The 18,333-nt window shown below is 71.2% G+C and carries 20 protein-coding genes; 13 read left to right on the forward strand and 7 right to left on the reverse strand.

All coding sequences use genetic code 11. The annotated features are described in order from the left end of the window. The first annotated feature begins 166 nt into the window (after positions 1-166). Together AB0D34_RS00220 and AB0D34_RS00225 are read left to right on the forward strand one after the other, a co-directional pair. Entirely contained in the window at positions 167-1,231 is a 1,065-nt protein-coding gene (locus tag AB0D34_RS00220; protein ID WP_362654099.1) for an acyl-CoA desaturase, read from the forward strand. A gap of 124 nt (positions 1,232-1,355) precedes the next feature. Beyond that, positions 1,356-1,538, forward strand: coding sequence for a hypothetical protein (locus AB0D34_RS00225; protein ID WP_020137233.1), 183 nt, complete (start codon positions 1,356-1,358; stop codon positions 1,536-1,538). A gap of 53 nt (positions 1,539-1,591) precedes the next feature. Here AB0D34_RS00225 and AB0D34_RS00230 read toward each other — a convergent pair whose 3' ends face one another. From AB0D34_RS00230 to AB0D34_RS00240, 3 genes are all read right to left on the reverse strand, one after another. Next, complete coding sequence (locus tag AB0D34_RS00230; protein WP_362654102.1) at positions 1,592-2,659, reverse strand: hypothetical protein; 1,068 nt, start codon at positions 2,657-2,659, stop codon at positions 1,592-1,594. 120 nt (positions 2,660-2,779) lie between these two features. Continuing rightward, entirely contained in the window at positions 2,780-3,091 is a 312-nt protein-coding gene (locus tag AB0D34_RS00235) for a hypothetical protein (protein ID WP_362654105.1), read from the reverse strand. 233 nt (positions 3,092-3,324) lie between these two features. Continuing rightward, positions 3,325-4,440, reverse strand: coding sequence for a cobalt-precorrin-5B (C(1))-methyltransferase (locus AB0D34_RS00240; protein WP_362654108.1), 1,116 nt, complete (start codon positions 4,438-4,440; stop codon positions 3,325-3,327). A gap of 12 nt (positions 4,441-4,452) precedes the next feature. On the opposite strand from AB0D34_RS00240, the gene AB0D34_RS00245 reads away from it, so the two are divergent. Together AB0D34_RS00245 and AB0D34_RS00250 are read left to right on the forward strand one after the other, a co-directional pair. Further along, complete coding sequence (locus AB0D34_RS00245) at positions 4,453-5,220, forward strand: cobalt-precorrin-6A reductase (RefSeq protein ID WP_362654111.1); 768 nt, start codon at positions 4,453-4,455, stop codon at positions 5,218-5,220. Between the two features lie 101 nt (positions 5,221-5,321). Further along, entirely contained in the window at positions 5,322-6,407 is a 1,086-nt protein-coding gene (locus AB0D34_RS00250) for a HoxN/HupN/NixA family nickel/cobalt transporter (RefSeq protein WP_362655345.1), read from the forward strand. 119 nt (positions 6,408-6,526) lie between these two features. Here the strand turns inward: AB0D34_RS00250 and AB0D34_RS00255 are convergent, their stop codons facing one another. After that, positions 6,527-7,201: a precorrin-8X methylmutase gene (locus AB0D34_RS00255; protein WP_362654114.1), complete on the reverse strand. Its 675-nt coding sequence runs from the start codon at positions 7,199-7,201 to the stop codon at positions 6,527-6,529. A gap of 120 nt (positions 7,202-7,321) precedes the next feature. Here AB0D34_RS00255 and AB0D34_RS00260 point away from each other — a divergent pair, with 120 nt between their 5' ends. Both AB0D34_RS00260 and AB0D34_RS00265 read left to right on the forward strand, forming a co-directional pair. Then, a complete protein-coding gene (locus AB0D34_RS00260; RefSeq protein WP_362654117.1) occupies positions 7,322-7,963 on the forward strand; it encodes a superoxide dismutase in 642 nt (213 codons plus the stop codon). A 160-nt stretch (positions 7,964-8,123) separates the two neighbouring features. Continuing rightward, on the forward strand, positions 8,124-9,479 hold the full coding sequence (locus AB0D34_RS00265; protein WP_362654120.1) for an FAD-dependent monooxygenase: 1,356 nt from the start codon (positions 8,124-8,126) through the stop codon (positions 9,477-9,479). 270 nt (positions 9,480-9,749) lie between these two features. On the opposite strand, the gene AB0D34_RS00270 is transcribed toward AB0D34_RS00265, so the two are convergent. Continuing rightward, entirely contained in the window at positions 9,750-10,349 is a 600-nt protein-coding gene (locus AB0D34_RS00270) for a class I SAM-dependent methyltransferase (RefSeq protein ID WP_362654122.1), read from the reverse strand. Between the two features lie 152 nt (positions 10,350-10,501). Between AB0D34_RS00270 and AB0D34_RS00275 the strand changes: the two genes are divergently transcribed. From AB0D34_RS00275 to AB0D34_RS00295, 5 genes are all read left to right on the forward strand, one after another. Beyond that, positions 10,502-11,275, forward strand: coding sequence for an MHYT domain-containing protein (locus tag AB0D34_RS00275; RefSeq protein WP_362654125.1), 774 nt, complete (start codon positions 10,502-10,504; stop codon positions 11,273-11,275). Positions 11,276-11,355: 80 nt separating this feature from the next. Next, complete coding sequence (locus AB0D34_RS00280; RefSeq protein WP_362654128.1) at positions 11,356-13,881, forward strand: nitrate- and nitrite sensing domain-containing protein; 2,526 nt, start codon at positions 11,356-11,358, stop codon at positions 13,879-13,881. Further along, positions 13,878-14,315 (forward strand): roadblock/LC7 domain-containing protein, encoded by a 438-nt coding sequence (locus AB0D34_RS00285; protein ID WP_164425671.1) that lies wholly within the window; start codon positions 13,878-13,880, stop codon positions 14,313-14,315. The genes AB0D34_RS00280 and AB0D34_RS00285 overlap by 4 nt, the downstream gene beginning before the upstream one ends. A gap of 22 nt (positions 14,316-14,337) precedes the next feature. Beyond that, positions 14,338-14,751: a DUF742 domain-containing protein gene (locus tag AB0D34_RS00290; protein ID WP_362654131.1), complete on the forward strand. Its 414-nt coding sequence runs from the start codon at positions 14,338-14,340 to the stop codon at positions 14,749-14,751. Between the two features lie 129 nt (positions 14,752-14,880). Continuing rightward, the gene (locus AB0D34_RS00295; RefSeq protein ID WP_362654134.1) at positions 14,881-15,486 is read left to right on the forward strand and encodes an ATP/GTP-binding protein; all 606 of its coding nucleotides are present in this window, start codon (positions 14,881-14,883) and stop codon (positions 15,484-15,486) included. Positions 15,487-15,501: 15 nt separating this feature from the next. On the opposite strand, the gene AB0D34_RS00300 is transcribed toward AB0D34_RS00295, so the two are convergent. Continuing rightward, positions 15,502-15,930, reverse strand: a complete 429-nt coding sequence (locus AB0D34_RS00300) for a PPOX class F420-dependent oxidoreductase (RefSeq protein ID WP_362654137.1) — start codon at positions 15,928-15,930, stop codon at positions 15,502-15,504. 96 nt (positions 15,931-16,026) lie between these two features. On the opposite strand from AB0D34_RS00300, the gene AB0D34_RS00305 reads away from it, so the two are divergent. Continuing rightward, the gene (locus tag AB0D34_RS00305) at positions 16,027-16,440 is read left to right on the forward strand and encodes a roadblock/LC7 domain-containing protein (RefSeq protein WP_362654140.1); all 414 of its coding nucleotides are present in this window, start codon (positions 16,027-16,029) and stop codon (positions 16,438-16,440) included. Positions 16,441-16,564: 124 nt separating this feature from the next. Then, positions 16,565-17,449, forward strand: a complete 885-nt coding sequence (locus AB0D34_RS00310) for a DUF6397 family protein (RefSeq protein ID WP_362654143.1) — start codon at positions 16,565-16,567, stop codon at positions 17,447-17,449. On the opposite strand, the gene AB0D34_RS00315 is transcribed toward AB0D34_RS00310, so the two are convergent. Further along, positions 17,450-18,316: an acyl-CoA thioesterase II gene (locus AB0D34_RS00315; RefSeq protein ID WP_362654146.1), complete on the reverse strand. Its 867-nt coding sequence runs from the start codon at positions 18,314-18,316 to the stop codon at positions 17,450-17,452. Positions 18,317-18,333: the final 17 nt, after the last annotated feature.

An 18,333-nucleotide genomic window follows, 5' to 3' on the forward strand; every position in this document is an offset into this window, starting at 1 on the left:
TCTGGGGTGTCCTGCGTCACCTTCGCGCGAGGGTGTTGTCAACCCCCCGTCATGCCCGGTGCTGGCCCCCGAAGGGACACGGGGGGTTGCCACATGGTCGCGACAGGTCACTGGTCCGTACGTTTCCTCAGGTCAGCACGTTTCCTGAGAGAGCCGGAGTCCGGACATGCCTCAGCCCACCGCAACCGTCGCAGTCCATCCGCGCGGTACGTCCGGATCGCCGCCCGGCGGAAGCGAGTTCGCACCCCTCCTGCGCGCGGTGAAGGGGCAGGGCCTCCTGGACCGCCGCCACGGGTGGTACGCCCGGGCCATCACCCTGAACGCGCTCGCACTGGCCGGTCTCGTCACGGCGGTCGCCCTGTCCGGTGACTCCTGGTGGACCCTGCTGCTGGCCCCGCTCCTCGCCGTGTTCTGCGCCCGCACCGCCTTCATAGGCCACGACGCGGGCCACGCCCAGATCACCGGCGACAAGGCGACCGGCCGTGTCATCGGCCTTGTTCACGGCAACCTGCTGCTCGGGATGAGCTTTTCTTGGTGGAACCACAAGCACAACCGTCACCACGCAAACCCCAACCACATAGACAAGGACCCCGACGTCGCGGCCGACGTCCTCGTCTTCACCGGCGAACAGGCGAAGGACCGCACGGGCTTCCGGCGCCTGCTGACCCGCCACCAGGCCTGGCTGTTCTTCCCCCTCACCCTCCTCGAAGGCGTCGCCCTCAAGGTTCAGGGCTTTCGCGACCTGCGCCGACAGGCGCCGGGGGAGCGCGCCGTGGAGGGCACGCTCCTGGTGAGCCATGTCGTCGCCTATGCCACGCTGCTGCTGACCACCATGTCGCCCGGCAAGGCGCTGGCCTTCGCGGCGATCCACCAGGCGCTCTTCGGCCTGCACCTCGGAATGTCGTTCGCCCCCAACCACAAGGGCATGGAAATGCCGGACCCGGACGGCGAGCCCCTCGGCCACCTGCGCCGCCAGGTGCTCACCTCCCGCAACATCCGTGGGGGCGACGTCACCGACTGGTTCCTCGGCGGGCTCAACTACCAGATCGAGCACCACCTGTTCCCCAGCATGCCCCGGCCCCATCTGCGCCTCGCCCGGCCGCTGGTGCGCGCCCACTGCCGGGATCTGGGTATCCCCTACACGGAGGCCGGACTCGTCGACTCCTACCGGCAGGCGCTGGGCCATATGCACGAGGTGGGCGAACCGCTCAGGGCGGACCACCAGGCGTAGTGCGTCCGGGACGTCTCAGGGCGTGGTCTCAGGGATGTCTCAGGGTCGCGATCCGGAACTGCCGGGAGCGTGGACCCGTTTTTCTGGACAGAGAGCGGCAACCGCCGCGAAGGAGGCGACGCACATGTCGAAGAACGCGAAGATCGCCGCAGGGGGCGTGGCGGTCGGGCTGCTCCTGTTGATCTGGCTGCCCTGGTGGGCCGCCCTCCTGATCGTCCTGGGAGTCCCGGCCGCCGCATATCTCACGCTGGACCCCTCGCAGCGGCGCAGGCTGCGCCGCGTCACCCGCAAGGAACTCGGCCGCTGACGCGTCCGCACCGGCCGGGAGCACATCGGGCCCGGCCGGTGCGGAGCGACGGCTCAGCTGGGGCGTACGGCCATCTTGTCGAGCGCTTCCAGAAGCCCAGGAAGCTCCGGGCCCCGGCCGACCGGCAGGACCTCGCCCGGCTCGTCGTCGAGAAGCACGAACGCGATGTCGTCGGTCCTGGCCACCAGCGACCAGCCGGGACCGTCGGCGCGCAGCGTCCGTGCGTCGCCCGACGCGAAGGACGACCGGACCCGCCCGAGGGGAGGCGGCGTCTCCACGTAGCCGCGGGCCTCCGCGAGGACACGCCGAATGCCGCTGTGGCCTTTGGGTGCGTCCTTCTCGGCACCGCCCGAAGCCGTCCCGCCCGAAGCCGTGCCTGTCGAGGCCGTGCCTGCCGACGTCTGGCCACTCGAAGCCAAGTCGCCCAAGGCCGTGTCGCTCGAAGCCGTGTCCCCGGGGGCCTTGCTCCCCGAGGTCCCGCCATCCGAGGTGCCGGCTCCCACCGCATCGGTACCCGCGGTACGGCCTCCCGAGTCGCCGTCGCCCGAGCCATCGCCTTCAGCGGCGGCCTCTTCCTGCTCGTCCCCGGCGGACCCCGCCCCGCCGTTCGGGCTCGAGAAGGCCGCGTCGTCGATCTGTTCCCGCCACATCGCCCACCGGAGCGCGATCTCGTCGGCACCCAGACGCCGTTGAGCCGATCCCCACGTGGAGGTGTCCGGCGGCCTCAGCGCGGGCCCGTCGGCGACCTCGGGGTCGGGGTCGTGCGGCGCCGGCACACCGGGCGCGGCGACGGCGACCGCGAGTGGCCAGCCCGGCAGCGCGGCCACGACCGTGCGCTCGTCGGGCGAGAGGTCGTACTCCATGCCGCAGTCCCAGGACGCGATGGCGACGGCGACCAGCGAGACGTCGTCGATGACGACCGTCCACCGGGCGCCGCTGCCGTCCTGGCCGATCACCAGGCCGTACCCGTCGGCCAGCGGTGCCAGTCCGAGCGCCGCGCAGGCCTCCGGATAGTCGTCGCCCAGCACGCTCGGGAACTTCGCCGGCGTCAGCAGCACCGCCGTCAGCACATAGAGCGCGTCGTCCTCGGCGGCGACGGCGTCCTCGTCCGTCCCGGCCATCCCAGCCTCCCCATCGGTTCGTCCAACGGCGCGCACCCTAGTGTGCGCGGAAGGCGCTTGTCACGACTCCCAAGCACACCCGGAGCTGCAGTTTTCCGGCTGGACGGGGCGAATCGACCATCATTTGCCGGCCGGTCGGGCGGCCGGCAGTCCGAGGAGCGCACGCGCCACCGTACGCGGCGACTCGTCGCGCTCGCGCGCGAGGGCTATGACCGCCCGGCACGCGAGCTCGTTGACCCCGAACGACAGTGCCTCCGGCGAGACCCAGGACGAGGCCTCCTCGATCCGGTCCTGGTCGTCCTCCGCGCAGGCCGAGACATACGCGGCGGCGGCTTCGAACAGATTGTGCGAGCGGGCCTCCCGACCGGTCTGCTCCTCGGTGCGCAGCGCGTTGACGACTCTGTCGCTGGACTTGCGGATCCTGCCCCACATGCCGACCACCTTCCCCCTGAGTGACGTGGTCCTGCCCAACATTCATCTTCTGCCCCTCAACGTAGAGTTGGAGCCCTGGCGGCAGAAGGGGGACGGCGCGGCGAAGCCGTCGCAACGCCTCGAACAGTCCCTGCTGTGGGTGCGTCCCGGATCGTCCGGCAGATCAGGGACACCAAGGTGTTTCGTACCGAGCGATTTCCCCCTGCATCGGGCGTCCCGTCACACCCCTCCGCCTACGCCACCCCGCTCCGCCCCACGATCGTGCCCGCCCGGTCGATGCAGATCACGTCGACCGCGACAGGCGCGCCGCGCAGTACGGCCAGGGCCTCGTCGCGAGCGGCGACCGCCACCAGGTCGCCGAGCGGGACCCCGGCCGCCGCGCAGGACTGGAGCGCGGCGAGGCCGGTGTTGGCCCCCGCCACCTCGGCCACCAGGGCCCCGTCCGCGCCGCCCCGCCGGGCCAGTTCTGCGAGGAACCCGTTGTCGACCTGCGAGCGACCGGAGTGCAGGTCCAGGTGTCCTGCCGCCAGCTTGGACAGCTTGGCGAAGCCGCCGCAGATCGTGAGGCGGTCGACGGGATGGCGGCGGATGTACTTGAGGACCGCCCCCGCGAAGTCACCCATGTCGAGGAGCGCGTCCTCGGGCAGGCCGTACGCGGCGACGACCGTCTTCTCCGAGGTCGAGCCGGTGCAGCCGGCCACATGCGTGCGCCCGGCCGCTCGCGCCACGTCGACACCCCGCCGGATGGAGTCGATCCACGCCGAACACGAGTACGGCACCACGATCCCGGTCGTGCCCAGGATGGACAGTCCGCCGAGGATACCCAGGCGCGGGTTCCAGGTGGACCGGGCGATCTCCTCGCCGTGGTCTACGGAGATGGTGATCTCGACGTCGCCGGTGCCGCCGTACCGCCCGGCGACCTCGGCGATGTGCTCACGCATCATCCGGCGTGGGACGGGGTTGACGGCGGGTTCGCCGACCGGGAGGGGCAGGCCGGGCCGGGTGACCGTACCCACACCGGGACCGGCTTTGAAGACGACCCCGGAACCGGCCGGCAGTCGGCGGACGGTGACGCGCACCAGCGCTCCGTGGGTGACGTCCGGGTCGTCGCCGGCGTCCTTCACGATCCCCGCCATGGCCGATCCGTCGCCCAGTTCCTCGGCGGCCAGCGCGAAGGACGGCGTCTGCCCCTTGGGCAGCGTGATCGTCACCGGGTCGGGAAACTCGCCGGTCAGCAGCGCGGTGTACGCGGCCGTCGTCGCCGCGGTCGCACAGGCGCCGGTGGTCCAGCCGGGCCGTAGACCGGTGTGCTTGAGTTGGGCGCCGCGACCGCCCTCGGCCTCATTCATGAAGGGAACCTCGTGCACGTACTGATCCTGGGCGGGACCACGGAGGCCCGCCGCCTCGCCGAACTCCTGGCAGCCGGAACCGGCCTCAGGGTGACGACCTCCCTGGCCGGACGGGTGGCCGCGCCCCGGCTGCCGCCCGGCGAGGTCCGCGTGGGCGGCTTCGGCGGGGCCGAGGGGCTCGCCGCGTGGCTGCGTGAGCACGAGGTGGACGCGCTCATCGACGCCACGCACCCTTTCGCCGGAACGATCAGTTTCAACGCGGCGAAGGCCGCCGCCACCGCCCATGTTGCCCTGCTCGCGCTGCGCCGTCCCGGCTGGGTCCCCGTGGCGGGGGACGACTGGCACGAGGTCCACTCCCTGGGAGACGCGGCGGAGCTCCTGCCGACGCTCGGCCGGCGGGTGTTCCTGACCACCGGACGCATGGGTCTCGCGGCCTTCGCCGCCCTTGAGGACCTCTGGTTCCTCGTACGCGCCGTCGACGCGCCCGAGGGCCCGCACCCGCCCCGCATGGAGGTGCTGCTCGACCGCGGCCCGTTCACCCTCGCCGGGGAGCGCGCGCTGCTGAGCCGCCACGGGATCGACGTCGTCGTGACGAAGGACAGCGGGGGAACGGCCACCGCGCCCAAACTGACGGCCGCCCGGGAGGCCGGGCTGCCGGTGGTCGTCGTGCGCCGGCCGCCGGTGCCCGACGGGGTGCCCGTCGTGGCCGGGTCCGAGCAGGCCGTCGGCTGGCTCGCCGAGCAGGGCGCTTTTCCCGACGCTGGCCGAAATCTGACCTGAGCTTTGCCGCATCTGGCTATTACCTGCAACTCATATGCAGCAGCCTTTGATGTGTGGCTGAAACGAACGAATCGCCGGACCGGCGCCGCATCCGTATCTCGATGACCCGCAAGGAGTGGGCGAGCGTCGGCGGGATGGCAGCGTTCATCCTCGCCCTGCATGTCATCGGCTGGTTCACGCTGGTCGCGATCGTCGCCCCCGAGCACTACAGCCTGGGCACCAAGTCCTTCGGTATCGGCATCGGCGTCACCGCCTACTCCCTCGGCATGCGGCACGCCTTCGACGCCGATCACATCGCCGCCATCGACAACACGACCCGCAAGCTGATGAACGAGGGGCAACGCCCGCTCTCGGTCGGCTTCTGGTTCTCCCTCGGCCACTCGTCCATCGTCTTCGCGCTCGCCTTCCTGCTCTCCCTCGGCGTCAAGTCGCTGGCCGGACCGGTCGAGAACGACGACTCCGCGCTGCACAGCGTCACCGGCTGGATCGGTACGACCGTCTCCGGGACCTTCCTCTACGCCATCGCGATCATCAACCTGGTGATCATGGCGGGCATCTGGAAGGTGTTCCGGCAGATGCGCACCGGCCGCTTCGACGAGGCCGCCCTGGAGGAACAGCTCAACAACCGCGGCTTCATGAACCGGCTCCTCGGCCGCGTCATGAAGTCGATCACCAAGCCGTGGCAGATGTACCCGCTGGGCCTCCTGTTCGGCCTCGGCTTCGACACGGCCACCGAGATCGCGCTGCTCGTCCTCGCCGGCTCGGGCGCGGCCTCGGGCCTGCCCTGGTACGCGATCCTCTGCCTGCCGATCCTGTTCGCGGCCGGCATGTCGCTCCTGGACACCATCGACGGCTCGTTCATGAACTTCGCCTACGGCTGGGCCTTCTCCAAGCCGGTCCGCAAGGTCTACTACAACCTCACCATCACCGGCCTGTCCGTCGCCGTCGCGCTCATCATCGGCACGGTCGAACTGCTGGGCCTGATCGCGGACAAGGCGGGGCTGCACGGTGCTTTCTGGGACTGGGTGTCCGGCCTGGACCTGAACATCATCGGATACGTCATCGTCGGGCTGTTCTTCGCCACCTGGGCGGTCGCCCTGGTGGTGTGGAAGGTCGGCCGGATCGAGGAGAAGTGGACGGCGGGGCTGGCCCAGGCACCCGTCCCCGCCGAACAGGGCGCCGACTAGCGGCCTTTCACGCCCCGGGCTCGGCGTCCACGTCGGCGAGATCCCGGCTTGTTGTGGCTCGCTCGACGGATACGGTCAGCGGGGACGGGTCGCAGGGGCTTAGCCCATGGGCTTGCCGGTCACTCTTCCTCGCTCGCGATCGCGTTGAGCGCGGCGGCGGCGATGGCGCTGCCCCCGCGACGGCCGCGGACGATCAGGTGCTCCAGTCCCGAGGGGTGCGCGGCCAGGGCGTCCTTGGACTCGGCGGCGCCGACGAAACCGACCGGCACGCCGATGACGGCGGCCGGGCGGGGCGCCCCCTCCTCGATCATCTCCAGGAGGCGGAAGAGGGCGGTGGGTGCGTTGCCGACGGCGACGACCGAACCCTCCAGACGGTCCCGCCACAGCTCCAGGGCGGCCGCGCTGCGGGTGGTGCCCATCTTCGCGGCCAACTCGGGGACGGCCGGGTCGGAGAGCGTGCAGAGCACGTCGTTGTCGGCCGGCAGGCGCTTGCGGGTCACCCCACTGGCCACCATCCGCACGTCGGTGAAGATCGGCGCTCCGGCATGCAGGGCCTCACGGGCGCGGGCCACCACAGCTGGCGTGTGGGCGAGGTCCCGTACGAGGTCGACCATCCCGCAGGCGTGGATCATCCGGACCGCGACCTGGCTGATGTCGGCGGGCAGCCCCGAGAGGTCCGTCTCCGCGCGGATGGTGGCGAAGGACTGGCGGTAGATCGCCGCGCCGTCCTTCTCGTAGTCGTACCTGGTCACGATGGTGTTCTCGCTGCTCTCGGTCGTCGTCGTACGGCTCATGGGGTGATCGTCGCATTCTCGGCCGCCGGGTCCTAGGACCTATGCCCGATCCTCAGTCCGCTGCAGTTGCTGTTAGCGTGCAACTGCACATCATTCGCAACTAATTCGGAGGATGTTGGTATGGCGGTGTACACGCTCCCGGAGCTTCCCTACGACTACGCGGCGCTCGAACCGGTCATCAATCCACAGATCATCGAGCTGCACCACGACAAGCACCACGCCGCGTACGTGAAGGGTGCCAACGACACGCTGGAACAGCTGTCGGAGGCCCGGGACAAGGAGCAGTGGGGCTCCATCAACGGCCTGGAGAAGAACCTGGCCTTTCACCTGTCCGGGCACATCCTGCACTCGATCTACTGGCACAACATGACCGGCGACGGCGGCGGTGAGCCCCTCGCGGCCGACGGCGTCGGCGAACTCGCGGACGCGATCGCCGAGTCGTTCGGCTCCTTCGCCGGCTTCAAGGCGCAGCTCACCAAGGCCGCCGCCACCACACAGGGTTCGGGCTGGGGCGTTCTCGCCTACGAGCCCCTCAGCGGCCGGCTGATCGTCGAGCAGGTCTACGACCACCAGGGCAACGTCGGCCAGGGCTCGACCCCGATCCTCGTCTTCGACGCCTGGGAGCACGCCTTCTACCTGCAGTACAAGAACCAGAAGGTCGACTTCATCGACGCCATGTGGGCCGTCGTCAACTGGCAGGACGTGGCGAAGCGTTACGCGGCCGCCAAGGAGCGCGGCGACAGCCTGCTGCTCGCGCCGTGACCACCTGAGTGGGGGACGGCGGGCGGAGAGGCCGGAACACGGTCAACCCCCTTTGCAGAGCGGGATACTTGTGTTTTCTCGCAATGAGGCGACCGGAGGGGGCGGATCGGTGAACTCGGCCGTGCGAACGGGTCGTTGGGGCGGGAGGCACGCGGTTGTCGTGGGCGGCAGCCTCGCGGGGCTCCTCGCGGCGCACGTCCTTGCAGATCACGCCGACCGGGTGACCGTGGTCGAGCGCGACCGGTTCCCGGACGGCGACGGGTCACGGCCAGGCGTTCCGCAGGGCCGGCATCCGCACGTCCTGCTCCAGGGCGGCCAGGTGGCCCTGGAGTCCCTGCTGCCGGGCTTCCTGGCGGAGCTGAGGGCGGCGGGGGCGCCGAAGGTCGGTATGCCGTCGGACATGGTGCTGTGGCAGAACGGCCGCTGGCTGCGCCGACTGCCCGCGACGACGCACATATACACCGGCTCCCGCGCACAACTGGAGGAGCTGGTACGGCGACGGGTTCTCGCCAATCCGGTGGTCGACGTGCTGGAGGGAACCGACGCCGTCGGGCTTCTCGGGGACGCCGCACGAGTGCGGGGCGTGCTGCTGCGGGATCGCTCCGCCGGCTCCGGCGCGGAACCCCGGGCCCTGGAGGCCGATCTGGTCGTCGACGCCTCCGGCAGCGGCACCAAGGCGCCCCGGTGGCTCTCGGCGATCGGCGCCGAGAGCCCGCCCGAGGAGACCATCGACACGGGGCTCGCCTACGCCTCCCGCGTGTACCGCGGCAGAAGTGGCGCCCTCGACGGCGAGACCCTCGGCTACTACGTCTACCCCGGCCCCGACCAGGTTCACGGCGGCGGTGCACTGCCGTTGGAGGACGGCAGCCATCTGGTCATAGTCTCGGGGCTGCGGGGCGACGAACCGCCCACGGACGACGACGAGTTCGAGGCGTACACCAAGCGCCTCGCGCATCCGCTCCTGGACCGGTGGCTCGACGATGCCGAACCGCTCTCGCCCGCGTTCGGCTACCGGCGGACCGCGAACGTCCGCCGCCGCTACGACCTACCCGGCCGCCGACCGGCCGGATTCCTCGCCACGGGCGACGCGTTGTGCACCTTCAACCCGATCTACGGGCAGGGGATGGCCATCGCCGCGATGAGCGCGGTCGCTCTGCGGGACGCGCTGGCCGACCGGCGCCGGATGCCTACCACGCGCCGTGTGCAGCAGGCCCTCCTCACGGCGTCCCGGCAGGCCTGGGACATCTCCGCGGGCGCGGACCGCGCCATGCCGGGCGCGACCGGCACCGCGGTGACCGCGGGCCCCGCGGACCGTCTCGCGGGCTGGTATCTGGGCCGGGTCACGGTACGGTCCGCCGGCGACCCGGTCGTGGGCCGGGCCTTCCGCTCGGTGCTGACCCTCTCCGCGCCGGTCACCGCCCTGTTCGCTCCACCCGTGGTCCGGGCCGTCCTCTTCCGCCCACCCGGGCCGACGCCGGCCGAGCCGCCGACGGCACCGGAGCAACCGGGCAGCTGAACAAGGGCGGTTCCGGCCGCATGAGAACCCGTCAGCCGTCGAGGGACGCGATCGTCTCCCGCGCGTGGGCGGGTCGGTCACGCTCGTGCTCGCGCATCTCAGGCCCGAGCAAGTCTCCTGCGGCGGGCGGTAAGTGGATCGACGCCTACGAGCAGGACGATTTCGTGGCAGGCGTCCACACGCGCGTGCTCGAAAGGCCGGTTCCCCGCGGGCGTGCGCGTGGTGATCGTCCCCGATGCCGACCACCACACCATGTTCGAGTGAGCGCGGTCAGCCCTCACGGACGGCGAGCGCCAGGAATCGGGCGTCCTCGTCGACGTACGACGTCATGCGCCATCCCGAACCGGCCAGCAGCGGGCGGAGATTGGGCTCCGCGCGCAGGTCCTCCGGGGTGATCTGCCGTCCCTGGCGCGCGGCGAGCGCCGCCCTGCCGATCGGGTGGAACAGGGCCAGGACACCACCGGGCCGCACCACCCGGGCCAACTCGCGCAGATTGTCGGCCGGTCGGGGCAGATGGGAGATCAGGCCCGCGCCGAAGACGGCGTCGAGTGATTGGGCGCGCAACGGCAGCGCGGCCACGTCGGCGAGCAGCAACCGCCCGTCCCGGTCCCTCCCGGCCCGTACGGCCTCCCGCAGCATGGCCGGGGTCAGATCGACCCCGAGGACCACTCCGGAGGGCCCCACGGCCGTACGCAGGGGCGGCAGGGCCCGTCCGGTGCCGCAGCCCGCGTCCAGGACACGGTCGCCCTCCCGCAGTCCGAGTTCCGCGACCGCGGCGGCGTAGGCGGGGCCGTCGTCCGGGAACTTCCTGTCCCAGTCGGCGGCGCGGGCCGAGAAGAACTCCTGGACATGTGTGTGGTCGTCGCTCATGTTCCGCATGATCCCTCACCGACACGGATGAATCCCCGGCGCGCACGTTCGAGCGTGCCGCGATCGTTCAGATGCATCTCTGCGTCATATTCCAACACCTTTCGAAATGCGCCCTCTTCGTGCGCCCCTGCCCCGACTAGCGTCCCTTGGCCATGGGACACCTGGACCACGCAGCACTGGGCTGGCTGACGCCCGCCCTCTCCTACGCCATGGCCTGTATCGGCGCCGCACTCGGCCTGCGCTGCACCGTGCGCGCGCTCGGGGCCACCGGACGCTCGCGCCGCAACTGGCTCATCACCGCGGCCTCGGCTATCGGCACCGGCATCTGGACCATGCACTTCGTGGCCATGCTCGGCTTCAGCGTCAGCGGAACCGACATCCGCTACGACGTACCCCTGACCATCGCGAGCCTCCTGGTCGCCATGGTCGTCGTCTCCGCGGGCGTCTTCGCGGTCGGCTACGGTCATGACCGAGTCCGCGCACTCTTCGTGGGCGGACTCACCACAGGCCTCGGCGTGGCGAGCATGCACTACCTGGGCATGGCCGCCGTACGGCTGCACGGCGGCATCGACTACGACCCCGTCCTCGTCGGACTCTCCGTCCTCATCGCCGTCGTCGCGGCGACGGCGGCCCTGTGGGCGGCGCTCAACATCAAGTCGCCCGTCGCCGTGACGATCGCCTCGATCATCATGGGCGCCGCGGTCAGCAGCATGCACTACACCGGGATGTTCGCGGTGAGCGTGCGGGTCGCGCCCTCCGGCGAGGTCCTGCCCGGCGCCACGGCGATGCAGTTCATCTTCCCGCTCGCCGTCGGACTTGGCTCCTACCTGTTCCTGACCTCGGCCTTCGTCGCGCTGTCGCCCACGACAGGAGAGCGCGAGGCCACCGCCTCGGCCCAGCGCGCGGTCGAGAGCGTCCCCTCATAGCCGCGGTGTCCCATGGCCGCGGACCCGAGCTCCGGACGGCCCCGACGACACACCCCGAACCACTCCCGAGCGAGGAGGCCATGCGTACACCGCGTAGGACCCCCACAGCAGGCGCCGAGACGCCGTTCCAGACACCCGCGCGCGGCCGTCGCGCACATGCCGGACCACCGGCCGACGAAAGCCCGGACGATCCCGCCGGCCCGGCACCGGAGGACATACCCACGCGCGCGGGACACTGGCGGATACGCCCCCGCACGGTCCGCGCCAAGATCGTCTGCCTGCTCATGGTGCCCGTCGTCTCGCTGCTAGCCCTGTGGGCGTACGCCACCGTCAGCACCGCCCAGGACGTCTCACGGCTGCGGCAGTTGCAGCGCGTGGACGACACCGTCCGCTCTCCCGTCGCCGACGCCGTGACCGCGCTCCAGGCGGAACGTGCCGCCGCGGTCCGCCACGCGACCGATCCGACCGCCGCGCCGAGCGACGGCCTCCGTACCCTCGCCGCGCGCACCGACCAGGCCGTCGCACGGCTGCGGCTCGGCGACGACAACACCGTCGCCGACAGCGAGGAACTGCCCTCAGGCGTGGCCCAGCGGCTCGAGTCCTTCGTGACCGGTGTCGAGCGACTGCGGCCCCTGCGCGCCGCCGTGCTGGACCGCAGCGCCGGATGGGACGAGACCTACGGCCGCTACACCAGGACCATCGCCGGCGCCTTCGCGGTGGGCGGCGCCCTCACCGGCATCCAGGACGCCGAGCTCGGCTCCGACGCGCGCGTGCTGCTGGAGTTCTCCCGCGCGGGCGAGTCGCTGGCCCAGGAGGACGTCGTACTGGCGAGCGCACGCCTTGCGGGCGTCCTGGCCGGCGAGCGGCTGCGGCTGTTCACCGGAGCCGTCGACACCCGCCGGGCGCTCACCGAGGGCGCCGTTTCCGACCTGCGCGGCTCCGACGGCGCGGCCTGGCAGAAGGTCGCCGACAGCCGCGCCTACGCCACCGTGACCGCCGCCGAGGACCGAGTGCTCGCCGCCGCCCCCGGCGTCCGTGCCGTCGAGTCCACGCCCGAGGCCACCTGGCAGGCGGCACACACGCGTGTGCAGAGCGGCATGCGGACCGTCGAACAGGCCGCGGGAAGCGGTGTGGCCGACCGTGCCGACCCGTTCACCCGGGGCCTGCTCACCCCGGCGGGCGCCGCGGTCCTGCTCGGCCTGATCGCCGTCGCCGCCTCGCTCGTCATCTCGGTGCGCATTGGACGCGGCCTCGTCGTCGAGCTCGTGAGCCTGCGCAACAGCGCCCTCGAGATCGCCCGCCGCAAACTCCCCGAGGCCATGGAGAGGCTGCGCGCCGGCGACGAGATCGACGTCCGGTCCGAGGCCCCGCCCGGACCTCCCGCGGAGGACGAGGCCGGCCAGGTCGCCGAGGCCCTGGGCACGGTGCACCGCGCCGCGCTGCGGGCCGCGGTGGAGCGCGCCGAACTCGCCAGCGGCATCTCCGGGGTCTTCGTCAACCTCGCCCGCCGCAGCCAGATCCTCGTCCACCGCCAGCTGAGCCTGCTGGACAGCATGGAACGCCGCTCCGACGACCCGAACGAACTGAGCGACCTCTTCCGGCTCGACCACCTCACCACCCGCATGCGCCGTCACGCGGAGAGCCTGATCATCCTCTCCGGAGCGGCACCCGGCCGAGCCTGGCGCATGCCGGTGTCGCTGACCAACGTGGTCCGCGCGGCCGTCTCCGAGGTCGAGGACTACGCGCGCGTGGAGGTACGCCAGCTGCCCGACGCGTCCGTCGTGGGCGGAGCGGTCGCCGACCTCACCCACCTGCTCGCCGAGATCATCGAGAACGCCGCCCAGTTCTCCCCACCCCACACGCGCGTGCGCGTCACCGGCGAACCCGTCGGCAACGGCTACGCCGTCGAGGTCGAGGACCGTGGCCTCGGCATGGGCAAGGAGACCCTCGCGGAGGCCAACCGCCGCATCGAGCAGTCCGAGGCGCTCGACCTGTTCGACAGCGACCGGCTCGGCCTGTTCGTGGTCAGCAGGCTCGCGGCCCGGCACGGCATCAAGGTTCACCTGCGCACCTCGCCCTACGGCGGCACCACCGCTGTCGTCCTGCTGCCCACGGCGCTGCTGCACATCAAGGCGGCGGAACGTTCCCCCGCCAAGACCGCGGACCGGGAACGGCTCACGGAACGCGAGTACGCGCGCGTGCCCGCCGCCGAACGGGACCCGGACTCCGTCCCCGCCCCGGCCGAGCGGCCCGCCCTGGTGGCCCCCCTGACCGCCGCGGCCGACGGGAGAGCGGCCGACACACCGCCCCAGGGAGTCACCGCCTTGCGTCTGCATCGCCCGCCCGACGAGCCCGAGGAGTCCGACGACCTCCCCCGCCGGGTACGGCAGTCGCACCTCGCTCCCCAGCTGCGCGAGCAGCGCTCCGAGGAACCGGCCCCGGCAGCCGCACGCCGGGACGACGACGGCCGTACACCCGAGGTCGTACGGGACCGGATGGCCGCGTACCGGGAGGGCTGGGCGCGCGGGGGCGGCAGGCAGCCCGGCCGTGGTGCCACCCCAGAAGCCCCAGCGGGCAGAGACAGCAGCGAAGGAGACCGAGGATGATCCAGGATCCGAGCATGAGGGCCGCCCAGAGGTCCGGTGAACTCGACTGGCTGCTGGACGACCTGGTACTGCGCGTGAGCGAGGTACGGCATGCCGTGGTGCTCTCCAACGACGGCCTCGCCGTGGGTGCCTCGACGGATCTGCGCCGCGAGGACGCGGAACACCTCGCCGCGGTCTCCTCCGGTTTCCACAGCCTGGCCAAGGGCGCGGGTCGGCACTTCGGGGCCGGAGGAGTGCGCCAGACGATGGTCGAGATGGACGACGGCTTCCTCTTCGTGGCCGCCGCGGGAGACGGCTCCTGTCTCGCCGTCCTCACCGCCGTCACCGCGGACATAGGTCTGGTCGCCTACGAGATGGCACGGCTGGTCAAACGGGTCGGCGAGCACCTCTACACGCCGCCGCGCGTGGGCGCGCGGCCGCCTGCCGCCGGATGAGGAAGAAGGACGGTCGGTACGCATGACCGAGGACATGGCGGGCACCCCGCACGAACCGGGCAGCCAGTGGTACGACGGCGAGGCAGGACCCCTCGTCCGCCCCTACGCGATGACGGGCGGACGCACCAAGCCCGGCCCCACCGGGGTGCGTTTCGACCTGATCGCCCTCGTCACCCTGGACGTGGGCGCGCCCGGACCCGGCGAGGACACCGCGTTGGGGCCGGAGCACCGGGCCCTGATCGACCTGTGCCGTACGGAGACGCAGTCGGTGGCGGAGCTCTCCGCGGGCGCCGACCTGCCCGTGGGGGTGGTCAGGGTGCTCCTGGGCGACCTCCTGGAACTCGGCTGCGTCACCGTCAGCCGCCCGGTGCCCCCGGCGCAACTGCCTGACGAACGGATTCTGCGCGAGGTGATCGAAGGGCTTCGGGCACTGTAGATGAACGTTCAGAACCGGGCAATAAGCGGTCCAATCCCCCGAAGGGGAGCTTCAGTTGCCATGATGCTGATTTCGCGGCCCCTGATTGACGTCGCCGCCCGTTGCCGGCCCTCCCGAGAGAAGTGAACGATGGTCTCCGAGAACTCCGACGTCCAGGACGGCGACACGACCGCCCTCGCGCTGAAGATACTGGTCGCCGGCGGTTTCGGCGTGGGCAAGACCACCCTGGTGGGCGCGGTCAGCGAGATCAGGCCGCTGCGCACCGAGGAACTGCTCAGCGAGGCCGGTCAGTTGGTGGACGACACCGACGGCGTGGACCAGAAGGTCACCACGACGGTCGCCATGGACTTCGGCCGCATCACCATCCGCTCCGGCCTGTCCCTCTACCTCTTCGGAACCCCGGGCCAGGACCGCTTCTGGTTCCTGTGGGACGAACTGTCGCAAGGGGCCCTGGGCGCCGTCGTCCTCGCCGACACCCGGCGCCTGGAGGACTGCTTCCCGGCCGTGGACTACTTCGAGCACCGGCACATCCCGTTCGTGGTGGCCGTCAACTGCTTCTCCGGGGCCCGGACTTACGGCGCCCACGACGTCTCCCGCGCACTCGACCTCGACCAGGGCACCCCCGTGGTGCTGTGTGACGCACGGGACCGTGACTCGGGGAAGGAGGTGCTGATCCGGCTGGTGGAGTACGCCGGGCGGATGCACACCGCCCGGCTGCTCGACTCGGTGGGCTGACCGCCCCCCGGTACATCAGTCGGCCATGCGCTTCTGCGCCAGCACCTTGTCGATCGTCACGCGGACGAGGAGTTCCCCGGGGACGCCGTTGCGGGCGCCGAACTCCTCGGCCCGCTCCTCGCCCATGTAGCGCGCCCCTATCCGGCCGGCCCAGTGCCGGACCTCGTCGAGATCCTCCGATATCCGGGCCCGGCCCTGCAGCACCACAAAGTCGAACGGCGGCCGGTCGTCGTCCACGCACAGGGCGATACGCCCGTCCCGCGCCAGGTTGCGCCCCTTGACGGTGGCCTTGCCGGTGTTGAACACCATGTCGTCGCCGTCGAGCACGAACCAGATCGGCGCCACATGCGGACTCCCGTCGGCCCGTACGGTCGCCAACTTGCCGGTACGGGTGCCGTGCGAGACGAACTCCCGCCATTCCTCATCGGTCATCTTCTCTGCCATGTCCCCATTCTCCTTGCCCCGTTGACGGTCCTGGGGAAGGCTTGCGGGGGGAGATCCTCCGGGCAGGAGGAGACGTCACACGGGGAGACGGGACACATGCCGGAGAAGCAGGGCCTCGGCTGGCTGCTGGACGACCTGACCGAGCGCGTCGACCATGTGCGGCACGCGCTGGTGCTGTCCAACGACGGCCTGGTGACGGGCGCCAGCACAGGCCTGCGCCGCGAGGACGCGGAACACCTCGCCGCCGTATCGTCCGGACTGCACAGCCTGGCCAAGGGCTCGGGGCGGCACTTCGGCGCGGGCCGGGTACGGCAGACGATGATCGAGTTCGACGACGCGGTGCTGTTCGTCACCGCTGCGGGCACCGGCAGCTGCCTGTGCGTGCTCAGCGGCTCGGACGCCGACATCGGTCAGATCGCCTACGAGATGACACTCCTCGTCAACCGCGTCGGCGAGCACCTCGACGTGGACGCCCGCCTACCCGAGCGGAGCCCGGCGTCCGAGCTCTGACCTGCTGGTTCTTCGTCGCTCGTGGAGTTATCCACAGGCCCGTCACGCTTCTCGCCCCACCGGCTACGGTTTCTGTCACGGCGAGCGCACACAGCGTGAGCGACGACTCCACGGGGGAGCGAAGATGTCGGGCAACACAATCACCCAACTCCAGCGGCATTCCTGCACACCGAGCCGCGCAGCGCGGGAACTGGGCCTCAAACGCAGCGAGTTCGACCTCGCCGTGCACCTCGGACAGATCCGGACCGTCCCCGACGAGGGAGGTGGGGGCCGGCGGGTCACCGGCTCCGAGATCGACCGTCTCCGGGCGACGGACGGCTTTCCCGACTCGCTGCGCCGTCGCGTGCGCCTGGTGGGCACCACCGAGGGCGCGCAGGTCATGGACGTCCCCGTCGGCAGGTTCACCCGTCTGGCCCGGCTCGGTCTGTACTCGCCGGTGCGCTTCTACCTGAACCGGTACCGGGCCGTGGTGTGGCTGTATCTGGCCGAGGAACTGGAGCAGTTCACGACAGTGGAGGAGAACACCCCGCTGCTGACGGCACGGCGCATGCCCGAGGAACTGCGCGACCTGCTGGACACGGGTGTGGACCTCCGGGCCCGCAACTGGCGCCACCGCCACCGCGGATTCCTCCTGCGCCTCGCCGAAGACCCCTGGGAGAGCGCCGGAGTACTGGCCGCCTTCCTCGACCCCGTCCAGATCTCGGAGCTCGTCCCCGACCCCTACGAGCGGTCCCACCTGCTCCGCTTCCGGCCGGGACCGCCCGCCCACGGGACGCAGGGCACGCCCGCCGCTCACCTCATCGAGAAGATCATGACGGCGGACCACCCGGACGAGACCGACTGGCTGAGGGCCGAGCTGACCCGCGTCCTGGAGGACGCCCGAAGCCTGAGGCCCGCGCCACGACCCACAGCCCGGCGGACCCCCTCCGTCCAGCCGCAGGACCCGCCGCCACCTCAGGCGGAACCGGCTCGCGGCCTGCTGGGCTGGCTCCGGCGCAGAAGCGCCTGATTACAGCGCCCGGAACAACCCCTCCTGGACGACGGACACCAGCAGGCGTCCCTCCAGGTCGTAGATCCGGCCGCGGGCGAGCCCGCGGCCGCCCGTCGCGATCGGCGACTCCTGGTCGTACAGGAACCACTCGTCCGCACGGAACGGCCGGTGGAACCACATGGCGTGGTCCAGCGACGCGATGTCGAAGGTCCGCGGGCCCCACAGGGGCTGGACCGGAAGACGGACGGCGTCCAGGAGGGTCATGTCGCTGGCGTAGGTCAGCGCGCAGGTGTGCACGACCGGATCGTCGCCGAGCGGTCCGACCGCGCGCATCCACACCGCGCTGCGCGGCTCGGCGTCCTGGACCTCCTCGGCGGTCCAGCGCAACCGGTCCACGTACCGGATGTCGAAGGGCTGGCGACGCGCCATCCGCTCCAACTGCTCCGGCAGCTCGCCCAGATGCTCCCGGATCTCGTCCCCGACCCGCGGCAGGGACTCCGGGTCAGGGATCTTGCGGGCGGGCGGCAGCTGGTGCTCGAAGGGACCTTCCTCAGGCTTGTGAAAGGAGGCGGTGAGATTGAAGATCGTGCGGCCCTGCTGCACTGCGGTGACCCGGCGGGTGGTGAAGGACCGTCCGTCCCGCACCCGCTCGACCTGGTACACGATCGGCACACCGGGGCGGCCCGGGCGCAGGAAGTACGCATGCAGCGAATGCACCGGACGGTCGCCCTCCGTGGTGCGGGCGGCGGCGATCAGCGCCTGGCCCGCCACCTGGCCGCCGAAGACCCGCTGGAGGGACTCCTGCGGGCTTCGGCCACGGAAGATGTTGACCTCGATCTGCTCCAGGTCGAGCAGGTCGACGAGCCTCTCGGCCGGGTTGGTCATGGCTGGGATTCTCCTTG

It is taken from the genome of Streptomyces sp. NPDC048420 (genome assembly GCF_040651535.1).
Classification (GTDB): domain Bacteria; phylum Actinomycetota; class Actinomycetes; order Streptomycetales; family Streptomycetaceae; genus Streptomyces.